Annotated in this window: 17 protein-coding genes; 10 read left to right on the forward strand and 7 right to left on the reverse strand. The window is 66.7% G+C overall.

The genetic code is table 11. From position 1 onward, the window contains the following. Positions 1-34: 34 nt before the first annotated feature. Positions 35-1,666, forward strand: a complete 1,632-nt coding sequence (locus BMW87_RS14100; RefSeq protein ID WP_093076939.1) for an ABC transporter substrate-binding protein — start codon at positions 35-37, stop codon at positions 1,664-1,666. 3 nt (positions 1,667-1,669) lie between these two features. Then, complete coding sequence (locus BMW87_RS14105) at positions 1,670-2,440, forward strand: 5'-methylthioadenosine/adenosylhomocysteine nucleosidase (protein WP_093076940.1); 771 nt, start codon at positions 1,670-1,672, stop codon at positions 2,438-2,440. Position 2,441: 1 nt separating this feature from the next. On the opposite strand, the gene BMW87_RS14110 is transcribed toward BMW87_RS14105, so the two are convergent. The 3 genes from BMW87_RS14110 to corA all read right to left on the reverse strand — a co-directional run bounded on the left by BMW87_RS14110 (position 2,442) and on the right by corA (position 6,714). After that, positions 2,442-3,194, reverse strand: a complete 753-nt coding sequence (locus BMW87_RS14110) for a YoaK family protein (RefSeq protein ID WP_093076942.1) — start codon at positions 3,192-3,194, stop codon at positions 2,442-2,444. Positions 3,195-3,234: 40 nt separating this feature from the next. Then, complete coding sequence (locus BMW87_RS14115) at positions 3,235-5,607, reverse strand: phosphoketolase family protein (protein ID WP_093076943.1); 2,373 nt, start codon at positions 5,605-5,607, stop codon at positions 3,235-3,237. A 120-nt stretch (positions 5,608-5,727) separates the two neighbouring features. Continuing rightward, on the reverse strand, positions 5,728-6,714 hold the full coding sequence (gene corA, locus BMW87_RS14120) for a magnesium/cobalt transporter CorA (protein ID WP_093053979.1): 987 nt from the start codon (positions 6,712-6,714) through the stop codon (positions 5,728-5,730). A 227-nt stretch (positions 6,715-6,941) separates the two neighbouring features. On the opposite strand from corA, the gene BMW87_RS14125 reads away from it, so the two are divergent. The 4 genes from BMW87_RS14125 to hprK all read left to right on the forward strand — a co-directional run bounded on the left by BMW87_RS14125 (position 6,942) and on the right by hprK (position 11,431). Further along, entirely contained in the window at positions 6,942-9,062 is a 2,121-nt protein-coding gene (locus BMW87_RS14125; protein ID WP_093076945.1) for an ATP-dependent helicase, read from the forward strand. Between the two features lie 331 nt (positions 9,063-9,393). Continuing rightward, positions 9,394-9,723 carry a ribosome hibernation-promoting factor, HPF/YfiA family gene (gene hpf, locus BMW87_RS14130; RefSeq protein WP_056515121.1) on the forward strand — a complete coding sequence of 110 codons (330 nt, stop codon included), beginning with the start codon at positions 9,394-9,396 and terminating at the stop codon, positions 9,721-9,723. Between the two features lie 185 nt (positions 9,724-9,908). After that, positions 9,909-10,376: a PTS sugar transporter subunit IIA gene (locus BMW87_RS14135; RefSeq protein ID WP_093053983.1), complete on the forward strand. Its 468-nt coding sequence runs from the start codon at positions 9,909-9,911 to the stop codon at positions 10,374-10,376. A 95-nt stretch (positions 10,377-10,471) separates the two neighbouring features. Beyond that, positions 10,472-11,431 (forward strand): HPr(Ser) kinase/phosphatase, encoded by a 960-nt coding sequence (gene hprK, locus BMW87_RS14140; RefSeq protein ID WP_093053985.1) that lies wholly within the window; start codon positions 10,472-10,474, stop codon positions 11,429-11,431. A 16-nt stretch (positions 11,432-11,447) separates the two neighbouring features. On the opposite strand, the gene fur is transcribed toward hprK, so the two are convergent. Beyond that, a complete protein-coding gene (fur, locus tag BMW87_RS14145) occupies positions 11,448-11,867 on the reverse strand; it encodes a ferric iron uptake transcriptional regulator (protein WP_019655576.1) in 420 nt (139 codons plus the stop codon). Between the two features lie 94 nt (positions 11,868-11,961). Between fur and BMW87_RS14150 the strand changes: the two genes are divergently transcribed. The 4 genes from BMW87_RS14150 (at position 11,962) to BMW87_RS14165 (ending at position 14,666) form a co-directional block, all read left to right on the forward strand. Continuing rightward, the gene (locus BMW87_RS14150) at positions 11,962-12,525 is read left to right on the forward strand and encodes an outer membrane protein assembly factor BamE (RefSeq protein WP_093053987.1); all 564 of its coding nucleotides are present in this window, start codon (positions 11,962-11,964) and stop codon (positions 12,523-12,525) included. 104 nt (positions 12,526-12,629) lie between these two features. Further along, a complete protein-coding gene (gene dapB / locus BMW87_RS14155; protein ID WP_093076946.1) occupies positions 12,630-13,472 on the forward strand; it encodes a 4-hydroxy-tetrahydrodipicolinate reductase in 843 nt (280 codons plus the stop codon). A 15-nt stretch (positions 13,473-13,487) separates the two neighbouring features. Next, the gene (locus tag BMW87_RS14160; RefSeq protein WP_093076948.1) at positions 13,488-14,183 is read left to right on the forward strand and encodes a MotA/TolQ/ExbB proton channel family protein; all 696 of its coding nucleotides are present in this window, start codon (positions 13,488-13,490) and stop codon (positions 14,181-14,183) included. 12 nt (positions 14,184-14,195) lie between these two features. Further along, the gene (locus BMW87_RS14165; protein WP_093076949.1) at positions 14,196-14,666 is read left to right on the forward strand and encodes an ExbD/TolR family protein; all 471 of its coding nucleotides are present in this window, start codon (positions 14,196-14,198) and stop codon (positions 14,664-14,666) included. Between the two features lies 1 nt (position 14,667). Here BMW87_RS14165 and BMW87_RS14170 read toward each other — a convergent pair whose 3' ends face one another. From BMW87_RS14170 to glgC, 3 genes are read right to left on the reverse strand one after another with little or no spacing between them, the layout of a single operon-like run. Continuing rightward, on the reverse strand, positions 14,668-17,151 hold the full coding sequence (locus BMW87_RS14170; RefSeq protein ID WP_093053995.1) for a glycogen/starch/alpha-glucan phosphorylase: 2,484 nt from the start codon (positions 17,149-17,151) through the stop codon (positions 14,668-14,670). A 34-nt stretch (positions 17,152-17,185) separates the two neighbouring features. After that, complete coding sequence (glgA, locus tag BMW87_RS14175; RefSeq protein WP_093076951.1) at positions 17,186-18,667, reverse strand: glycogen synthase GlgA; 1,482 nt, start codon at positions 18,665-18,667, stop codon at positions 17,186-17,188. 17 nt (positions 18,668-18,684) lie between these two features. Continuing rightward, entirely contained in the window at positions 18,685-19,992 is a 1,308-nt protein-coding gene (glgC, locus tag BMW87_RS14180; RefSeq protein WP_093053999.1) for a glucose-1-phosphate adenylyltransferase, read from the reverse strand. Positions 19,993-20,001 lie beyond the last annotated feature (9 nt).

The following is a 20,001-nucleotide window of genomic DNA, read 5'->3' on the forward strand; positions in this document are numbered from 1 at the left end:
GTTCGCTTTTTCAACCGTGTCTCAAGGAGTCCACATGAAGACCCAGCCCACCGTTTCGCGCCGCTCACGAAGCCTGGCGCTCCTGGCACCGACAGCGCTTGCGGCCCTTACCCTGGCCTGTGGCGCAGTGTCTGCCAAGACGCTGGTGTATTGCTCGGAAGGCAGCCCCGAGAACTTCTACCCGGGGATGAACACCACCGGCACCTCGTTCGACGTGACCACGCAGGTCTACAACACCATCGTCGAGTTCGAGCGCGGCGGCACAAAGGTCGTGCCGGGTCTGGCCGAGAAGTGGGACATCTCCGCCGATGGCACGGTCTACACCTTCCACCTGCGCAAGGGCGTGAAGTGGCACACCACGAGCAAGAGCTTCAAGCCCACGCGCGACTTCAACGCCGACGACTTCATCTTCATGCTCGAGCGCCAGTGGAAGGAGAGCGATCCCTTCTTCAAGGTCACGAGCCAGAACCACTCCTACTTCAACGACATGGGCATGCCCAAGCTGCTGAAGACGGTGGACCGCATCGACGACTACACGGTGAAGATCGTGCTCAACCAGCCCGAGGCGCCGTTCCTCGCGAACCTGGCCATGCAGTATGCGGGCATCCAGTCGAAGGAATACGCCATTGCCATGCTGAAGGCCGGCACGCCCGAGAAGGTCGACCAGGACCCGATCGGCACCGGCCCCTTCTACCTCGTGCAGTACCAGAAGGACGCGATCATCCGCTTCAAGGCCTTCCCGCAGTACTGGGGCGGCAAGGCGAAGATCGACGACCTCGTGTTCGCCATCACGCCCGATGCCTCGGTGCGCTGGGCCAAGCTGCAAAAGGGCGAATGCCACGTCATGCCCTACCCGAACCCGGCCGACCTCGACGCGATCCGCAAGGACCCGAACGTGCAGCTGCTGGAGCAGCCCGGCCTGAACGTCGGCTACCTCTCGTACAACACCACGAAGAAGCCCTTCGACGACGTGCGCGTGCGCAAGGCCATCAACATGGCAATCAACAAGAAGGCCATCATCGACGGCGTGTACCTCTCCACCGGCGTGGCCGCGAAGAACCCGATTCCGCCCACCATGTGGTCCTACAACGATGCCGTGAAGGACGACCCGTACGATCCCGAAGCCGCCAAGAAGCTGCTGGCGCAGGCCGGCTTCCCCGACGGCTTCTCGACCGACCTGTGGGCCATGCCGGTGCAGCGCCCGTACAACCCGAACGCCAAGCGCATTGCCGAGCTGATGCAGGCAGACCTCGCCAAGATCAACGTCAAGGCCGAGATCAAGAGCTTCGAGTGGGGCGAGTACCGCAAGCGCCTGCAGGCCGGCGAGCACCAGATGGGCATGCTGGGCTGGACCGGCGACAACGGCGACCCGGACAACTTCATGTACACGCTGCTGGGCTGCGCCTCGGCCAAGTCGGCCAGCGGCAGCAACATTTCGAAGTTCTGCTACCAGCCGTATGAAGACCTTGTGGTGAAGGCCAAGAGCACGACCAAGCAGGCCGACCGCGACGCGCTCTACAAGAAGGCCCAGCTGATCTTCAAGGAGCAGGCGCCGTGGTTCACGATCGCGCATGCGGTGCAGCTGAAGCCGGTGCGCAAGGAAGTGGTCGACTTCAAGCTCAGCCCCTTCGGCCGCCACACCTTCTACGGCGTGGACATCAAGTAGCAGGTGGCTGCGCCCATCGCCATCGTCGCGGCAATGCACGAGGAGCTGAGTGCGCTCCTCGCGCAGATGCCTGACGAGCAGCGCGTGCGCATCGCCGGGCGCGACTTCTGGGTCGGCCATCTGCATGGCCAGCCTGTGGTCGCGGTGCTGTCGCGCATCGGCAAGGTCGCGGCGGCGGTGACGGCCACGATGCTGCTCGAGCGATTCGCCGTCGGGGCCATCGTCTTCACCGGTGTCGCGGGCGGACTCGCGCCGGGCGTGAATGTCGGCGACGTGGTTGTTGCCACGCAGTTGCTGCAGCACGACCTCGATGCCTCGCCCATCTTTCCGAAATACGAAGTGCCCCTGCTGGGCCTTTCGCGCTTCACGGCCGATGCGGCGATCAGCGACGCATTGGCGGGTGTGGCCGAAATGACGCTGCGTGATCCGGTGGCCCTGGTGGGGCAAGAGGCGGTCGACGAGTTCGGCCTCCAGTCGCCCAAGGTGCATCGCGGCCTGCTGGTGAGTGGAGATCGCTTCGTCTCGACCGCCGCCGAAAGCGAAGCGCTGCGCCTCGGCTTGCCCGACGCGCTCGCGGTCGAGATGGAAGGCGCCGCTGTGGCGCAGGTTTGCCATGACTACGGCGTGCCTTTCGCGGCCATGCGGACGATCTCGGATCGCGCGGACGATGAGGCGCATGGCGACTTCGCACGGTTCGTGGCTGAGGTCGCGAGCCGCTACAGCCTCGCGCTCGTGAACGCGTGGCTGGCCGGCCGGGACGCGAAAAGGGCCTGAGCTAAGGCGTGGCCCGCCGCCAATGCGGAAGGTCGCGAAGCAGGGGCGGGATCGACAGCACCAGCAGCAGGGCGGCCAGCGGCACGACGCAGACGAACCCCACGTGCTTGAAGCCGAGCGCGCCCACCGTTCCCCCAAGCACGAACATGCCGACCAGCCCGCCGCAGCGGCGCAACCTGCTGCGGTCGTGGCGCACCGGCAGGGGTGTCGACGGCATGCGCCGGTTCCAGTAGAGCATCTTGCCCAGCTCGATCCCCATGTCGGTGATGTTGCCGGTCATGTGGGTGGTGCGCGTGCTGCCGCCCGAGGTCTTCGACGCCACGGCGTTCTGCAGGCCCATGATGAACGACAGCAGCAGCACCGTGAGCGGCACCGCGAACGGCGTTGGCCAGGTCAGCGTGATGGCTCCCGCGAGTCCGAACGGAAACATCAGCGCGGCTTCCAGCAGCAGAGGCAGCGCATAGACGCCGTGCAGCCGGTGCTGCCGCGCCCAGTTCACCAGCACCGCGCACACCGCGGCGCCGCTCAGGAACGCCAGGATCGCGCCCAGCGCGTTCAGCAGCAGCGTGGCGTTGCCCAGCACCATGCCGTCCGCGAGCTGCGACGCGAAGCCGGTCATGTGCGAGGTGTACATGTGCAGCACAAGGAATCCGCCCGCGTTGACGGCCCCGGCATTGAAGGCCAGCAGCAGGCCGAGCGCGGTGTTGGTAGACGGCGCTCGATGGCGGTTGGTGAGGAAACGAAGTCTGCGCACGGTGGTCTCCCGGGGCGGTGTCGGTCGGCCCCGCAAGCGCTCAGTGTCGCACCCAGCGCCAGTCGGCGATATCGGGCATGTCCTGCCCGTGCCGGGTGATGTAGGCCCGGTGCTCGAGCAGCCGGTCGCGCAGGTGCTGCTGCACGTGGCCCGCCGTGTCGCGGATGCGGGGCACGCGATCGATGGCATCGGCCGCGAGGTGGAAGCGGTCGAGCCGGTTCAGCACCGTCATGTCGAAGGGCGTGGTGGTCGTGCCTTCTTCCAGGTAGCCGTGCACATGAAAGTTGCCGTGATTGCGCCGCTTGTAGGTCAGCCGGTGGACCAGGGCGGGATAGCCGTGAAAGGCGAAGATCACCGGTGCGTCGGTGCTGAAGATCGAGTCGAAGACCGCATCGGGCAGGCCGTGCGGATGCCCCGAGGGTGATTCGAGCGCCATCAGGTCGACCACGTTCACCACCCGCACCTTGAGGTCCGGCAGCAGCGTCCGCAGGAGGTCCACCGCCGCCATGGTCTCCAGCGTGGGCACGTCGCCGGCGCAGGCCATCACCACGTCGGGCGCCACGCCGTTGTCGTTGCTGGCCCAGTCCCAGATGCCCAGGCCCACGCTGCAGTGGCGCTCGGCCGCGGCGATGTCGAGCCACTGCGCCTCGGGCTGCTTGCCCGCCACGATCACGTTGACGTAGTTGCGGCTGCGCAGGCAATGGTCCGTCACCGACAGCAGCGTGTTGGCGTCGGGCGGCAGGTAGACCCGCACGACCTCGGCCTTCTTGTTGACGACGTGGTCGATGAAGCCCGGGTCCTGGTGGCTGAAGCCGTTGTGGTCCTGGCGCCAGACATGGCTGGTCAGCAGGTAGTTCAGCGACGCGACGGGGCGCCGCCAGGGGATGTTGCGCGTCACCTTCAGCCACTTCGCATGCTGGTTGAACATGGAGTCGACGATGTGGATGAAGGCCTCGTAGCACGAGAAGAAACCGTGCCGTCCGGTCAGCAGGTAGCCTTCGAGCCAGCCTTGGCAGAGGTGTTCGCTGAGCACTTCCATCACGCGGCCGTCGGGTGCCACGTGGTCGTCGCCCGGCAGGATCTCGGCGCTCGACATGCGGTCGGTCGCCTCGAAGACCGCGCCCAGGCGGTTCGACGTGGTCTCGTCCGGGCCCATGATCCGGAAATTGCGCTCGCCGGCGTTGAGCCGCATCACGTCGCGCAGGAACTCGCCGGTGACGCGCGTGGCCTCGGCGTCGACGGCGCCTGGCTTCGGCACCGCCACGGCGTAGTCGCGGAAGTCGGGCAGCTTGAGGTTCTTGAGCAGCAGGCCACCGTTGGTGTGCGGGTTCGCGCTCATGCGGCGCGTGCCTCGAGGCGCGAGGGCGGCGATGTCGGCGCGCAGGGCGCCGTCGGCATCGAACAGTTCTTCGGGGCGATAGCTCTGCATCCATTCCTGCAGCAGCGCGATGTGGGCCGGCTTCTCGGCAAAGCCGGTCAGCGGCACCTGGTGCGCGCGCTGCGTGCCTTCGATGCGCACGCCGTCCACCGTCTTCGGCCCGGTCCAGCCCTTGGGCGAGCGCAGCACGATCATCGGCCAGCGATGCCGCTGTCCGAAGCCGTCCGAGCGCGCCTCCACCTGGATTGCACGGATCGCATCGAGCGAAGCGTCGAGTGCGTCCGCCATCAGGCCGTGCATCAGCGCGGGGTCGTGGCCCGACACGAAGCGCGGTTCGTAGCCGTGGCCGCGCATCAGCTGCGTGAGCTGCTCGTCGCCGACTCGCGCGAGCACGGTTGGGCCGGCGATCTTGTAGCCGTTGAGATGCAGGATCGGCAGCACCGCGCCGTCGCGCGCGGGGTTGAGGAACTTGTTGGAATGCCAGCTGGCCGCGAGCGCGCCGGTTTCGGCCTCGCCGTCGCCGATGACGCAGCAGGCCAGCAGCTCGGGGTTGTCGAACACCGCGCCGTACGCATGCAGCAGCGAATAGCCGAGCTCGCCGCCCTCATGGATCGACCCCGGCGTTTCCGGCGACACATGGCTCGGGATGCCGCCCGGAAACGAGAACTGCGTGAACAGCCGCTTCAGGCCTTCGGTGTCGCGCGAGATGTGCGGGTAGACCTCGGTGTAGGTGCCTTCGAGGTAGGTGCTGGCCACCACGCCCGGCCCGCCGTGGCCGGGGCCGGCGATGAAGATGGCATCGAGGTCGCGCGCGTTGATGGCGCGGTTCATGTGGGCGTAGATGAAGTTGAGCCCCGGCGTGGTTCCCCAGTGCCCGAGCAGGCGCGGCTTGATGTGCTCGAGGGCCAGCGGCTCCCGCAGCAGCGGGTTGCCCATCAGGTAGATCTGCCCCGCGGACAGGTAGTTGGCGGCGCGCCACCAGGCGTCGAGCAACGCGAAGCGCGCGGGGATGGCAGGGGAGGGGGAATGTGGCATGGGGACGGCTCCGATGGACCGAAGCGGCGCCGGCCATCGGACCATCATGCGGCGCGCATGCGCACCGCCCTGTCAGGAAAGCGCCCGTGAGGCTGCGCGCGCCGGCGCGCCCCGCTCAGGCTACTTGAGCCAGCCGCGCCGGCGGAAGTACCACATCGGCACCAGCGCGCTGGCCGCCATCAGCACGATGGCATACGGATAGCCCATGGCCCAGTCGAGCTCCGGCATGAACTTGAAGTTCATGCCGTAGATGCTGGCGATCAGCGTGGGCGGCAGCAGCGCGACGCTGGCCACCGAGAAGATCTTGATGGTCTTGTTCTGGTTGATGTTGATGAAACCGACGGTCGCATCCATCAGGAAGTTGATCTTGTCGAAGAGGAAGGCCGTGTGGTTGTCGAGCGACTCGATGTCGCGCAGGATCTGCCGGGCTTCCTCGAACTGCTCGGCGTTGAGCATCTTGCTGCGCATCATGAAGCTGACCGCGCGGCGCGTGTCCATCACGTTGCGGCGGATGCGGCCGTTCAAGTCTTCCTGCCGCGCGATGGCGCCGAGCACTTCGCCGGCCAGCTCGTCGCTGACATTGCCCGAGAGCACCTTCTTGCCGGCCACTTCGAGCTCGTCGTAGATGTTCTCCAGCGTGTCGGCCGAGTATTCGGCGTCGGCGTCGAAGAGCTTGAGCATCACTTCCTTGGCGTCTTCGATCAGCCCCGGTGCGCGGCGCGCACGCATGCGCAGCAGGCGGAACACGGGCACGTCTTCGTCGTGGATCGAGAACAGCACGCCGCGACTGCGCAGGTCGGTGTTGTGCTGGTTGAGGATGAAGGCCACCCGCACGGTGCGCGGGTCTTCGTCGTCGTCGATCAAGAAGTCGGAGCGGATGTGCAGCTCGCCGTTGTCTTCTTCGTAGAAGCGGGCCGACTCCTCGATGTCCTCGTCCATCGCGTCTTCGGGAATGGACAGGCCGTAGTACTGCTTGATCCAGCGCTTTTCTTCGAGCGTGGGCGACTCGAGGTCGACCCAGATCGGCTGGAACTTGGAGAGCTCTTCGAGCGCCTCGATTTCTTCCTGAACGAGGCGGCCGTTGGCGAGCGTGAAGATGTTGAGCATTGGCTCACTCCCGGGAATGACTGAACGATGGGCGAGGGAGGGGCGCTTTCAATTCCCGGGCCCGACGTGCGCTAAGAAAAACGCGTCAGTGAAAGGGAGTTGAAAGCTGCCGAGACGGGGCGGTTTCCATTGGGAAGAATCTCCGGTTGCAGCGAGGCGCGATTATGTCACCGGCCACATGGCAGCACGGTGGCTGGACTGGACGGGCATACAGTAAAGTCGTGCCCATGCAGACCGCTGCGCTCCCCGTTTTTTCCGCTGCCGCGAAGACCCAGGCCGAGCGCCTGGCCGCCGCGTTGGCCACGCTCAACGACGCGCAGCGCGCGGCGGTCGAACATGGGGTGGGAGCAGCCATTGCCGAGCGTGACGATCGGCCACTGCTCGTGATCGCCGGCGCAGGTTCGGGCAAGACCAGCACGCTGGCGCACCGTGTCGCACACCTCATTGCCGGCGGTGTCGATCCGCAGCGCCTGCTGCTGCTGACCTTCTCGCGCCGTGCCGCGCAGGAGATGGAGCGCCGCGCAGGCCAGGTGCTGGCACGCGTGCTCGGCCTGAAGTCCGAAGCCCCGCCCGCGCTGCCTTGGGCCGGCACCTTCCACGGCATTGGCGCGCGGCTGTTGCGCGAGTACGCGCCGCAGATCGGGCTCGACGAGAACTTCACCATCCACGACCGCGGCGATGCCGAAGACCTGATGGGGCTGATGCGCCACGAGCTGGGCCTGTCTTCCACCGTCAATCGTTTTCCGCGCAAGGGCACCTGCCTGTCGATCTACTCGCGCTGCGTGAACACGCGCGCGCCGCTGGCCGATGTGCTGAAGGAGGCCTTTCCCTGGTGCGGCGAATGGGAGGCCGAACTGAAGAAGCTGTTCGGCGCCTACGTAGAGGCCAAGCAGCGGCAGAACGTGCTCGACTACGACGACCTGCTGCTCTACTGGGCCGAGATGGCCGCCGAGCCCGCGCTGGCTGCGCACATCGGTGAGCGCTTCGACCACGTGCTGGTCGACGAGTACCAGGACACCAATCTGCTGCAGGCTTCGATCCTGCTCGCGATCAAGCCCGACGGGCGCGGTGTGACAGTGGTGGGCGATGACGCGCAGTCGATCTATTCCTTTCGCGGCGCGACGGTGCGCAACATCCTCGACTTTCCGTCGCAGTTCACGCAGGCCGCGCGCGTGGTCACGCTGGAGCGCAACTACCGTTCGACGCAACCGATCCTCGATGTCTCGAACCGCGTGATCGCGCATGCGGCCGAGCGGCATGCCAAGACGCTGTGGACCGACAAGCCCTCGGCCGGCAAGCCGCTGCTGGTGCTCGTGCCCGACGAAGCGGGGCAGGCGCGCTGGGTGGCCGACAAGGTGCTGGCGCACCGCGAGGGCGGGCTCGCGCTGAAGTCGCAGGCGGTGCTGTTCCGCACTTCGACGCACAGCGCGGCGCTCGAACTCGAACTGGCGCGGCGCAACATCCCGTTCGTGAAGTTCGGCGGGCTCAAGTTTCTCGAGGCTTCGCACGTGAAGGACCTGCTCGCGGTGCTGCGCTTTGCGCAGAACCCGCGCGGTCGCATGGCGGGCTTTCGCGTGACGCAGCTGATCCCGGGCATCGGCCCTGTCACGGGCGCGCGCCTGCTCGATGCGATGGACCAGGCGGCCGACCCCGCTGCGGCGGTGCGCGACTTCGTGCCGCCTTCCGCGGCACGCGCGCAGTGGGCCGACTTTGCCGAGGCCTACGCCGCCTTGCGCGCACCCGCGCTGAAGTGGCCGGCCGATGTCGAGCTGGCAATGGACTGGTATCTGCCGCACCTTGAGCGGCTGTACGAAGACACCTCCGGCGTGCGGCGCGCAGACGTGGAGCAACTGGCGCGGCTCGCGGCCGGATATGCCTCGCGCGAACGCTTCCTCACCGAACTCACGCTCGACCCGCCCGAAGCCACCAGTGACCGTCCGGGCCCGCCGCTGCTCGACGAGGACTACCTGATCCTCTCGACCATCCATTCGGCCAAGGGGCAGGAGTGGAATTCGGTGCACGTGCTCAACGTGGTCGACGGCTGCCTGCCGGCCGACGTAGCGCAGAGCGCGCACGAGCTGGAAGAAGAGCGCCGGCTGCTGTACGTGGCAATGACCCGGGCGCGCGACCACCTGCACCTGCTGATACCGCAGCGCTTCCACATCACGCAGCAAGCGGCGCGCGGCGACCGGCACTTGTATGCCAACCGCACGCGCTTCATCGCCGATGCCGATCTCGAAGGCTTCGAGCAGCAGACCTGGCCGCCTCCGCCGGTACGCCCGCCGGCCGTGCCGCCGCCGAGCGCGGTGATCGACCTGCGCAACCGGATGCGCGCGGCCTGGCGCTGAATCGCTGAGCGGGCTGCTGGCCCTTCCGGTGGCAGGGTCACACGTGGACCGGGGCTGAAACATTTGTTCTCGAAGCGCTGCATCGCCTGCCCCATGAGCGCCAGCTGCTATTGATTCGCTAGCGTGTGAAAAGCTGCGCACGAAGCCGCAAAACCCCGGGCAACTCAGGTATTGCAATACCGTGACAGCTTGGGCATAGTGAATCGACCCACCCCTCTTTCCTCTTCTTCCCTTCCTCCCGTTCCCCCTCTCAAAACTCCCGTTTTTCGCCGGCCACGCTGCATTCCGTAGCGCGGTCATTTCCCCAACCGTCAATTCCAGGAGGTCATTCATGAATTTGACGATCAGCGGTCATCACCTCGACGTCACCCCTGCCTTGCGCACCTACGTCACGAGCAAGCTGGACCGGATCACCCGACATTTCGACCAGGTTGTCGATGTGAAGGTGATCCTCACGGTGGAAAAGCAGAAGGAAAAGGAACGCCGCCAAAGGGCGGAGTGCAACATTCACGTCAAGGGCAATGACATGTTCGCGGAGTCGAGCCACGCTGATCTCTACGCTGCGGTCGATGAACTGGTCGACAAGCTCGACCGCCAGGTGGTGCGCCACAAGGATCGCCTGCAGGACCACCATCACGCGGCGCCCAAGCGCGTGATGTAAGAGCCCCCGGCTCGCATCAAGGCCGCCTTCGGGCGGCTTTTTGTTTTCCGACTGTTGCGGTAGGGCTTTGGCAAGCCCCCAGAGGGAAGCACGAGGCCTCAGGACAACATGTAGACAGAAAGTAAATAGGGGGACTGGGGGTTTTTACCAAGCGGGTGCATAATCGCCCCCGCTCTGCACCCACCATGAATCGCCTCGCGTCCATCCTGCCGCCCGCTCAAGTGCTTGTGAGCGTTGACGCTACTAGCAAGAAACGTGCTTTCGAAGAAGCCGGCCTGCTGTTCGAAAGCCTTCACGGTCTGGGCCGTGCCCTCATCACCGACAGCCTGTTTGCCCGCGAGCGCCTCGGCTCCACCGGTTTGGGCCACGGCGTTGCCATTCCGCATGGCCGCATCAAGGGTCTCAAGGCGCCGATGGCCGCGGTGTTCCAGCTGGCCAACCCCATCGGCTTCGACGCACCCGACGAGCAACCCGTCGCGCTGCTGATCTTCCTGCTGGTGCCCGAAGCGGCCACGCAGAAGCACCTCGAAATCCTCTCTGAAATCGCCGAACTGCTGAGCGACGCCAGCCTGCGCGAACAGATCAAGTCCAGCACCGACGCTTCTGCATTGCACGGCCTCATTGCCGGCTGGCAGTCGACCCAAGTCGCCTGAGCGCATGTGTCGGCGCGTGCGGCTGCTGATAAGCTGCGCGGCACTTCTTCCCGTCACTCATCCAATGCCGGCGCCGGGCGCCGTCTCCTGAACGCATGAAGCCGACCGTCATCAGCGCCGATGCCATGTTCGAGGAGTTCCGCGGTTCGCTCCGCTGGGAATGGCTCGCGGGGCTCGGTGCTTCAGAGCGCCAGTTCGACCCGGAAGTCATCAGCCGCGCCCAGTCGGCGGCCGACCTTGTTGGCTATCTCAACTACATCCACCCGTACCGCGTGCAGATCCTCGGCGCCCGTGAGGTGGCCTACCTGACGCGCGGCAGCGAGGAAGACTGCGCGCGGCGCATCGCCCGCATCGTCACGCTGGAGCCACCGATGCTGGTGCTGGCCGACGGCCAGGCTGCGCCCGACGAGCTGCTGTCGATCTGCGAGCGCGCCCAGTTGCCGCTGTTCGCCACGCGCGAGTCGTCGGCCTTCGTGATCGACCTGCTGCGCGCCTACCTGTCCAAGCACTTTGCCGAGCGCACCTCGATGCATGGCGTGTTCATGGACATCCTGGGCATGGGCGTGATGATCACGGGCGAGTCGGGCCTGGGCAAGAGCGAGCTGGGACTGGAGCTGATCTCGCGCGGCAATGGCCTTGTGGCCGACGATGCGGTCGACCTGTTCCGCATCAACCAGAACACCATCGAAGGCCGCTGCCCCGACCTGCTGCTGAACCTGCTCGAAGTTCGCGGCATCGGCCTGCTGGACATCCGCGCGATCTTCGGTGAGACGGCGGTGCGCCGGAAGATGCGGCTGAAGCTCATCGTGCACCTCGTGCGGCGCGACAGCTTCGAGCGCGACTACGAGCGCATGCCCTCGGCGCCGCTCACGCAGGACGTGCTGGGCATCCCGGTGCGCAAGGTCATCATCCAGGTGGTGGCGGGGCGCAATATCGCCGTGCTGGTGGAAGCGGCGGTGCGCAATTCGATCCTGCAGCTGCGCGGCATCGACACGTACGCCGACTTCGTGGCGCGACACCACAAGGCGATGGAAAACTCCCGCGACGGGGACTGAAAACGAGGGAGACGGATCAGCGCTTCTTTGCGCAGTCTCCGCACAGGCCGTAGAGCGACATGGCGTGGTCCTGCAGGATCCAGCCCTTGTCCTTGGCGATCATCTGCTGGCGGCGTTCGATCTCGGCGTCGTAGAACTCCTCGACCTTGCCGCAGGAGGTGCAGATCAGGTGATCGTGGTGCGTGCCTTCGTTCAGCTCGTATACGGCCTTGCCGCTTTCGAAGTGGCTGCGCTCGAGGATGCCGGCCTGCTCGAACTGCGTCAGCACCCGGTAGACGGTGGCCAGGCCGATGTCGGAATGTTCGTTCAGCAGCACGCGAAACACGTCTTCCGCCGTCATGTGCCGTTGGCTGCCGGTCTGGAAGATCTCGAGGATCTTCAGGCGCGGTAGAGTGGCCTTGAGGCCGGTGTTCTTCAGTTCGTCGATGTTGGCCATGTTGGTTCCTGCGCCCTGGGGCTGCGGCAAAAAGGCCCCGAAAAAGGCCAGCCGCTACAATGGCCGATCATATCGCTACCCCCTTTTTCCTCCCATGCCTGCCATTCTCCAACGCCGTCCCTGGCTGCTGGTTGCTGCCGTTGCCGCAACGCTCTGCCTTGGTGCCTGCAGCGGTTTCAGCGATCGCACGCGTGGCGCGCTGGCCGCTGTTACACCTTACAAAGTCGAAGTGGTGCAGGGCAATTTCGTGTCGAAGGAACAAGTCGCGGCGCTCAAGCCGGGCATGTCGCGCCAGCAGGTGCGTGAAATCCTCGGCACCTCGCTGCTGAACGACGTATTCCACGCCAACCGCTGGGACTACGTGTTCACGATCCGCCGCCAGGGCGTCGATCCGCAGGAGCGCCACCTGACCGTGTTCTTCAATGGCGAGCTCTTGGACCGCTTCGAGGGCGATGAAATGCCCAGCGAAGAGGAATTCGTCGCCACGCTCGACACCCGCAAGAAATCGGGCAAGGTGCCGACGCTCGAGGCCTCGGAAGACGAGCTCAAGAAATTCGCACCCGCCAAGGACGATAAAAAAGCCGACGCCGCCGCAGGCACGTCGGCCTCCCTGCCGCCGCTGCCGGCCGCCTACCCCCCGCTCGAAGCCGCGCGCTGAGCGCAGCACAAGCAGCAGCGGGCGGCGCCCGCCGAGTCAGGCGGCGTCCGTCCCGTGTCCATGCATGCCATTGGCCGTTTCGAAATTTCGAAGACTGAATCCGCGTGACTGAATCCACCACCACTCCTTCCAGTTCCTCCACTGCGCCGCGCCGTGTCGCCGTCGCCGGGGCGTCGGGCCGCATGGGCCACATGCTGATCGAGGCCGTGCGCAACGCGCCCGACCTGCGACTGGCCGGCGCACTCGACATCGCGGGCAGCCCGGCCCTCGGCACCGATGCCGGCGCCTTCCTGGGCTTCGACAGCGGCGTGTCCATCGTGTCCGACCTGCGCACTGGCCTGAAGGACGCGCAGGTGCTCATCGACTTCACCCGCCCCGAAGGCACGCTCGCGCACCTCGCGGTCTGCCGCGAACTTGGCGTGCAGGCCGTCATCGGCACCACCGGCTTCAGCGACGAGCAGAAGGCCGAGATCGCCGAGATTGCGAAAGACATCGCGATCATGATGGCGCCCAACATGAGCGTGGGCGTCAACGTCACCTTCAAGCTGCTCGAAATGGCGGCCAAGGCCATGTCGACGGGCTACGACATCGAAATCATCGAGGCGCACCACCGCCACAAGGTCGACGCGCCCTCGGGCACCGCGCTCAAGATGGGCGAAGTGATTGCCGATGCGCTGGGCCGCGACCTCAAGGACTGCGCCGTGTACGCCCGCGAAGGCATCACCGGCGAGCGCGACCCTTCCACCATCGGCTTCTCGGCCATCCGCGGCGGCGACATCGTGGGCGACCACACCGTGCTGTTCGCGGGCACCGGCGAGCGCATCGAGATCACCCACAAGTCGTCGAGCCGCACCACCTACGCCCAGGGCAGCCTGCGCGCGGTGCGCTTCCTGGCCGAACAGCGCGCCGGCTTGTTCGACATGTACGACGTGCTGGGCTTGCGCTAACCAAAAGGACCGCCGATGAGCGTGCTCGATCTGCTGACCCATGGCGACGGCGTCAGCCGTTCGGTGGCGGCGCTGCTGCTGGCGATGTCGATCGCGAGCTGGGTCATCATTCTCTGGAAGGCGTGGCTGCTGCGCGGCGGCACGCGCGACGTGCTGCGCAGCATCGCGGCGTTCTGGCAGTCGTCCACGCTGGTCGACGCCGAGCAGAAGCTCAAAGCCTTCGACCGCGCGACGCTCGTGTCGCCCGCCGTGTCGGCCATCAAGAGCGTGGCCGCCGGTGCGCCGGCCGGCACGCTGGGCGCCACGGTCGACCGCAACCAGCGGCTCACGCGCGTTCTGCGCGACGCCCTGCACGGCGCGCTGCGCCGGCTGCAGGCGGGGCAGATCCTGCTCGCCACGGTCGGCGCCACCGCGCCCTTCGTCGGATTGCTGGGCACGGTCTGGGGCATTTACGGCGCGTTGACGGGCATTGCCGGCCAGACCGGCGGCTTCACCATCGACAAGGTGGCCGGACCGGTCGGTGAGGCGCTCATCATGACGGCCTTCGGCCTGGCCGTGGCCATTCCGGCCGTGCTGGCCTACAACGTCTTCGGCCGCGTCATCGGCCGCATCGAGGCCGAGCTCGAAGGCTTCGCGCATGACCTGCTGGGCAGCTTCGGCGCCCCGCCCGAGCCCGCTGCACCGCCGCCCGCGCGGCCACTGCCGGTCTGAGCACTCAGCACCATGGCCTTCGGTCGCACTTCACTGGGTAGCAGCGCCGGCGGCGGTGGACGTGCCATGGGAGCGGGCGCGCAGCGGCCGCTGTCCGACATCAACGTCACGCCGCTGGTCGACGTGATGCTGGTGCTGCTGGTGATCTTCATCATCACCGCGCCGCTGATGGCCAGCTCGATCAAGCTCGACCTGCCGCAGACCGACGCCGGCCAGCCCAACGACGCGCCCAAGTTCGTGAGCCTGTCCGTCGATGCCTCGGGCAAGGTCTTCCTGAACGACCAGGCCGTGACCGACGAAGAACTGGCCACCCGCCTCGAAAAGGCCGCTACCGACAACAAGGACACCGAAGTGCAACTGCGCGCCGACCAGACCGTGCCCTACGGCAAGGTGGTCGCGCTGATGGGCATTGCGAACAAGGCCGGGCTGAGCCGCATCGGCTTCGTGACTGAGGCCGAGCCGCCGAAGAAGCCCGGAAGCTAGCCTAGCCCAGCACCACGGGCTTGGTGTGCCAGATTTCATGCGCGTACTGCGCAATCGTGCGGTCCGACGAGAACGCACCCATACCCGCCACATTGAGAATCGCCATCCGCGTCCACGCATCCGAGTCGCGGTACAGCGCATCGACTTCGGCCTGCTTGGCCACGTAGCTCGCGTAGTCGGCCAGCAGCAGATAGTGGTCGCCCCAGTTCACCAGCGCGTCGTAGATGCCCTGGTAGCGCGCCGGTTCGCCCGCTGAAAACGCGCCGTCGCGGATCGCGTCGAGCACGCGCTTGAGCTCGGCGTTCTCTTCGTAGATTTCGCGCGGCTGGTAGCCCCGTGCGCGGATGTCGGCCACTTCGGGCGTGGTGTTGCCGAAGATGAAGATGTTCTCCGGCCCCACGTTCTCGCGCATTTCCACATTCGCGCCGTCCAGCGTGCCGATGGTGAGCGCGCCGTTGAGCGCGAACTTCATGTTCCCGGTGCCCGAGGCCTCGGTGCCCGCCGTGGAAATCTGCTCCGACAGGTCGGCCGCCGGCATGATGATCTCGGCCAGGCTCACGCTGTAGTTCGGCAGGAACACCACCTTCAGCAGCTTGCCCACGCGCGCGTCGGCGTTGATGGTGCTCGCCACGTCGTTGATGAGCCGGATGACGAGCTTGGCCATCGCATACGCCGAAGCCGCCTTGCCCGCGAACACCACCACGCGCGGCACGATGTCGATCGGCCCACCCGCCGCCTGCGCGTCGAGGATGCGGTGGTAGCGCGCCACCACGTGCAGCACGTTGAGCAGTTGCCGCTTGTATTCGTGGATGCGCTTGACCTGCACGTCGAACATCGCGTCGGTATCGATGTCGAGCTTCAGGTGCTGCTCGACCCAGTTGGCCAGCCGCAGCTTGTTCTCGCGCTTGGCATGGCGGAATGCGCGCACGAAGGCCGGTTGCGCGGCCATGGGCTTGAGCGCCTCGAGCTGCGACAGGTCGCGCCGCCAGCCCTTGCCGATGCGCTGGTCGAGCAGCGCCGCCAGCGGCGGGTTGGCCTGCGCCAGCCAGCGGCGCGGCGTGACGCCGTTGGTCTTGTTGTTGAAGCGCTCGGGAAAGATCTTCGCGAAATCCGAGAAGATCGACTGCTTCATCAGCTCCGAGTGCAGCCCCGACACGCCGTTGATCGAGTGGCTGGCCAGCACCGCCACGTAGGCCATGCGCACGCGCCGCTCGCCGGCCTCGTCGACCAGCGACAGCCTGCGCATCAGCTCCACATCGTTGCCGACCTTCTGCGTCACGGTGGCGAGAAATTTCGCGTTGATGTCGTAGATGATCTGCAGGTGCCGCGGCAGGATGCGCCCCAGCATCTCGACCGGCCAGGTCTCCAGTGCCTCGTGCATCAGCGTGTGATTGGTATAGCTGAACACTTTCTGCGTGTGCGCCCAGGCCACGTCCCATGCGAGGCCGTGTTCGTCGAGCAAGAGGCGCATGAGCTCGGGCACCGCCAGCACGGGGTGCGTGTCGTTCAGGTGGATGCTGACTTTTTCGGACAGCTGGTCGAAGGTCTTGTGGTTGCGCAGGTAGCGGCGCAGCAGGTCTTGCACGCTGGCGCTGCAGAAAAAATACTCCTGGTGCAGCCGCAGCTCGCGGCCCGAGGGCGTGGAGTCGTCGGGGTAGAGCACGCGCGAGACGTTCTCCGACTGGTTCTTGCTCTCGACCGCGCCCATGTAGTTGCCGCGATTGAAGGCCGAGAGGTCGATTTCCTCAGTGGCGCGCGCCGACCACAGGCGCAGCGTGTTGGTGGCCTGCGTGCCGTAGCCCGGGATGATGGTGTCGTAGGCCACGGCCAGCACGTCGTGCGTGTCGACCCAGTCGGCCGCGCCGTAGGGGGCGTTGGTGCCCTCGCGCTTTTGCACGTGGCCGCCGAAGCGCACGCGGTAGTTCACCTCGGGCCGCTGGAATTCCCACGGGTTGCCGCGCGTGAGCCAGTAGTCGGGCGTCTCGACCTGTTGGCCGTCGACGATGCGCTGGCGGAACATGCCGTATTCGTAGCGGATGCCGTAGCCCATGCCCGGCACGCCGAGCGTGGCCATCGAGTCGAGGAAGCAGGCTGCGAGCCGGCCCAGGCCGCCGTTGCCCAGCGCAGCGTCGGGCTCGCGCTCGGCCAGCGCGTCCATGTCGACGCCGAAGTCGGCCAGCGCCTCGCGCACCGTGTCGTAGAGGTCCACGGCCAGCAGCGCATTGGTGAAGGTGCGCCCGATGAGGAATTCCATCGACAGGTAGTAGACGCGCTTGAGGTCCTGCGCGTAGTTGGCGCGCGTGGTCATCATCCAGCGCTCGACCAGCTGGTCGCGCACCGCCTGCGAGGTGGCGTTGAGCCAGTCGTCCTGGCTGGCGGCGACCGGGTCCTTGCCGACCGCGTAGATCAGCTTGTTGGCCACCGCGCGCTTGAAGGCCGCGACGTCGCGGTCGGGGTGGTCATAGGCGAAGTCTTTGATCGTCATGGGCGCCCTTGTTGCGTGGAAGTTGTTGTGGTGGTCAGGCACGCGGCTGTTCGAGCGCCTGCCGGTAGACATCGATGTACTGCGCGGCTGCAGTGGCCCAGTCGGCCGGCCGCCGCATGGCGTTGCCGCGAACGCGCCGCCAGTCGGGCGCACGCTCGTAGAGCGCGAAGGCGCGGCGCACGGCGCGCTCGTAGTCGGCAACCTCGAAGCTGTCGAACACGAAGCCCGTGGCTTCGCCGCTGGCCATGTCTTCGAGCGAGCTGTCGACCACCGTGTCGGCCAGCCCGCCGACGCGGCGCACCAACGGCAGGCTGCCGTACTTGAGGCCGTACATCTGCGTGAGGCCGCAGGGCTCGAAGAGCGAGGGCACCAGCGTCACGTCGCCCGCACCGAACATCTGGTGCGCCAGCGTCTCGTTGTAGCCGATGGTGACGCCGACCGATTGCGGCGTGGCAGCCGCGCGCTGCCGGAAGGCTTCCTCCAGCCAGGTCTCGCCGCTGCCCAGCAGCGCCAGCTGGCCGCCCTGGGCGAGCAGCGCATCGAGCCCGCCCAGCACCAGGTGCAGGCCCTTCTGCTCGGTGAGCCGGCTCACGAGAATGAAGAGCGGCGCATCCGGCCGCTCGGCCAGCCCCAGCTGATGCTGCAGCACCGACTTGCAGCGCGCCTTGCCGGCCATGTGGCGGCCTTCGGGCGTGTGATAGCCCTGCATCAGCGCGGCGTCGGTCGCCGGGTTCCAGACCTTGTCGTCGACCGCGTTGAGGATGCCGCTGAGCACCCCGCTGCGCTGGCGCAGCAGGCCGTCGAGTCCGCAGCCCTGCTCGGGCGTCTGGATCTCGAGCGCGTAGGTCGGGCTGACCGTGGTGAGCCGGTCGGCGAAATACAGGCCGCCCTTCATGAACGAGACCTGGCCGTGGTATTCGAGCCCGTTCATCTGGAACGCAGCGCCGGGCAAGCCGAGCTCGGTGAAGTTCCAGGGCGCGAAGATGCCCTGGTAGGCCAGGTTGTGCACGGTGAAGACGCTGCCTACGTGCGGGCCGCCGGCCTGCCGCGCGAAGTGCAGGTAGGCCGGCGCGAGCGCGGCGTGCCAGTCGTGCGCGTGCACCACCTCCGGCCGCCACTGCGGATCGAGCCCTTGCGCCAGTTGCGCCGCGGCCCAGCCGAGCAGCGCGAACCGGCGGTGGTTGTCGCCGTAGGGCTGGCGCGAGGTGTCTTCGTAAGGATTGCCGGGCCGGCCGTAGAGCGCCGGTGCGTCGATCACGTAGGCCGGGATGCCGGGCGCCCCGTCGATGTCGATGTGCCCCAGGCGCAGCCCGAAGCGCTCGCCCCAGGGCGCGTTGAAACCGTCCACGGGCGCCAGGTCGCGCACGCCCGCCACGATGGCCGGAAAGCCCGGCAGCAGCACGCGCGCGTCCTCGCCTTCGGCCATGAGCGCCAGGGGCAGGGCCCCGGCGATGTCCGCCAGGCCGCCGGTCTTGAGGAGGGGGAAGAGCTCGGCGCTGACCTGGAGGATTCGCATCGTGGGGCGTTGTGGCCTCAGGCGGCCAGTCGTTTGAGCATCTCGCGTGTCACGAGCACCACGCCGTTCTCGGTACGCTCGAAGCGGGCGGCGTCGGCCGCGGCATCTTCGCCGATCACCATGTCGTCGGGTATGACGCAGGCGCGGTCGATCACCACCCGGTTGAGCCGGGCGCCGCGGCCGACTTCCACGTCGGGCAGCAGCACGGCCTCGTTGATCTCGCAGAAGGAATGGATGCGCACGCCCGAGAACAGCACCGAGCTGCTGACCTTGGAGCCCGAGACGATGCAGCCGCCCGAGACGATGGTGTTGACCGTCATGCCGTGCTGGCCGTGCCGGTCGAGCACGAACTTGGCCGGTGGCAGCTGCCGCTGGTAGGTCCAGATGGGCCAGTCCGTGTCATAGATGTCGAGCTCCGGGGTGATGGAGGCCAGATCGAGGTTGGCTGCCCAGAATGCATCAATCGTGCCCACGTCGCGCCAGTAGGCCTTGGCGTCGGGTCCGCGCGAGGCCCGCGTGACGCACGACATGCCGAAAGGATGGGCCAGCGCGCGGCCCTGGGCCACGGCGCGGGGAATGATGTCCTTGCCGAAATCGTGGCTCGAATCGGGGTTGACGCTGTCTTCTTCGAGCAGCTGGTAGAGGTACTCGGAGTCGAACACGTAGATGCCCATGCTCGCCAGCGCCACGTCGGGGTGGCCGGGCATGGCGGGCGGATCGGCGGGCTTTTCGAGGAAGGCCGTGATCTGGCGGCCGTCGTCGATGGCCATCACGCCGAAGGCCGTGGCTTCCATGCGCGGCACCTCGATGCAGCCGACCGTGCAGCCCAGGCCGTGCTCGGCGTGGTCCTTCACCATGATCGAGTAGTCCATCTTGTAGATGTGGTCGCCGGCAAGTACCACCACGTAGTCGTGCTTGGTCGAGCGGGTCTGGATGATGTCGAGGTTCTGGAACACCGCATCGGCCGTGCCGCGGTACCAGTGCTCGTCGCCCACGCGCTGCTGCGCGGGCAGCACGTCGACCATCTCGTTGAGCTCGGCGCGCAAGAAGCTCCAGCCGCGCTGCAGGTGGCGCATGAGCGAGTGCGACTTGTACTGCGTGACCACCGCCATGCGCCGGATGCCCGAGTTCAGGCAGTTGGACAGCGCGAAATCGATGATGCGGAACTTGCCACCGAAGTACACGGCCGGCTTGGCGCGCCGGTCGGTCAGCTGCTTGAGGCGGGAGCCGCGCCCGCCGGCCAGCACCAGGGCGATGGTGCGGCGTACCAGTTGATGGGCCTGCAGCTCCTGCTGCGGGTGCGCTTGCGGTGTGAGGTTGTCCATCCTGTGTCT

The organism is Variovorax sp. OV084 (assembly GCF_900111625.1).
GTDB lineage: Bacteria > Pseudomonadota > Gammaproteobacteria > Burkholderiales > Burkholderiaceae_C > Variovorax.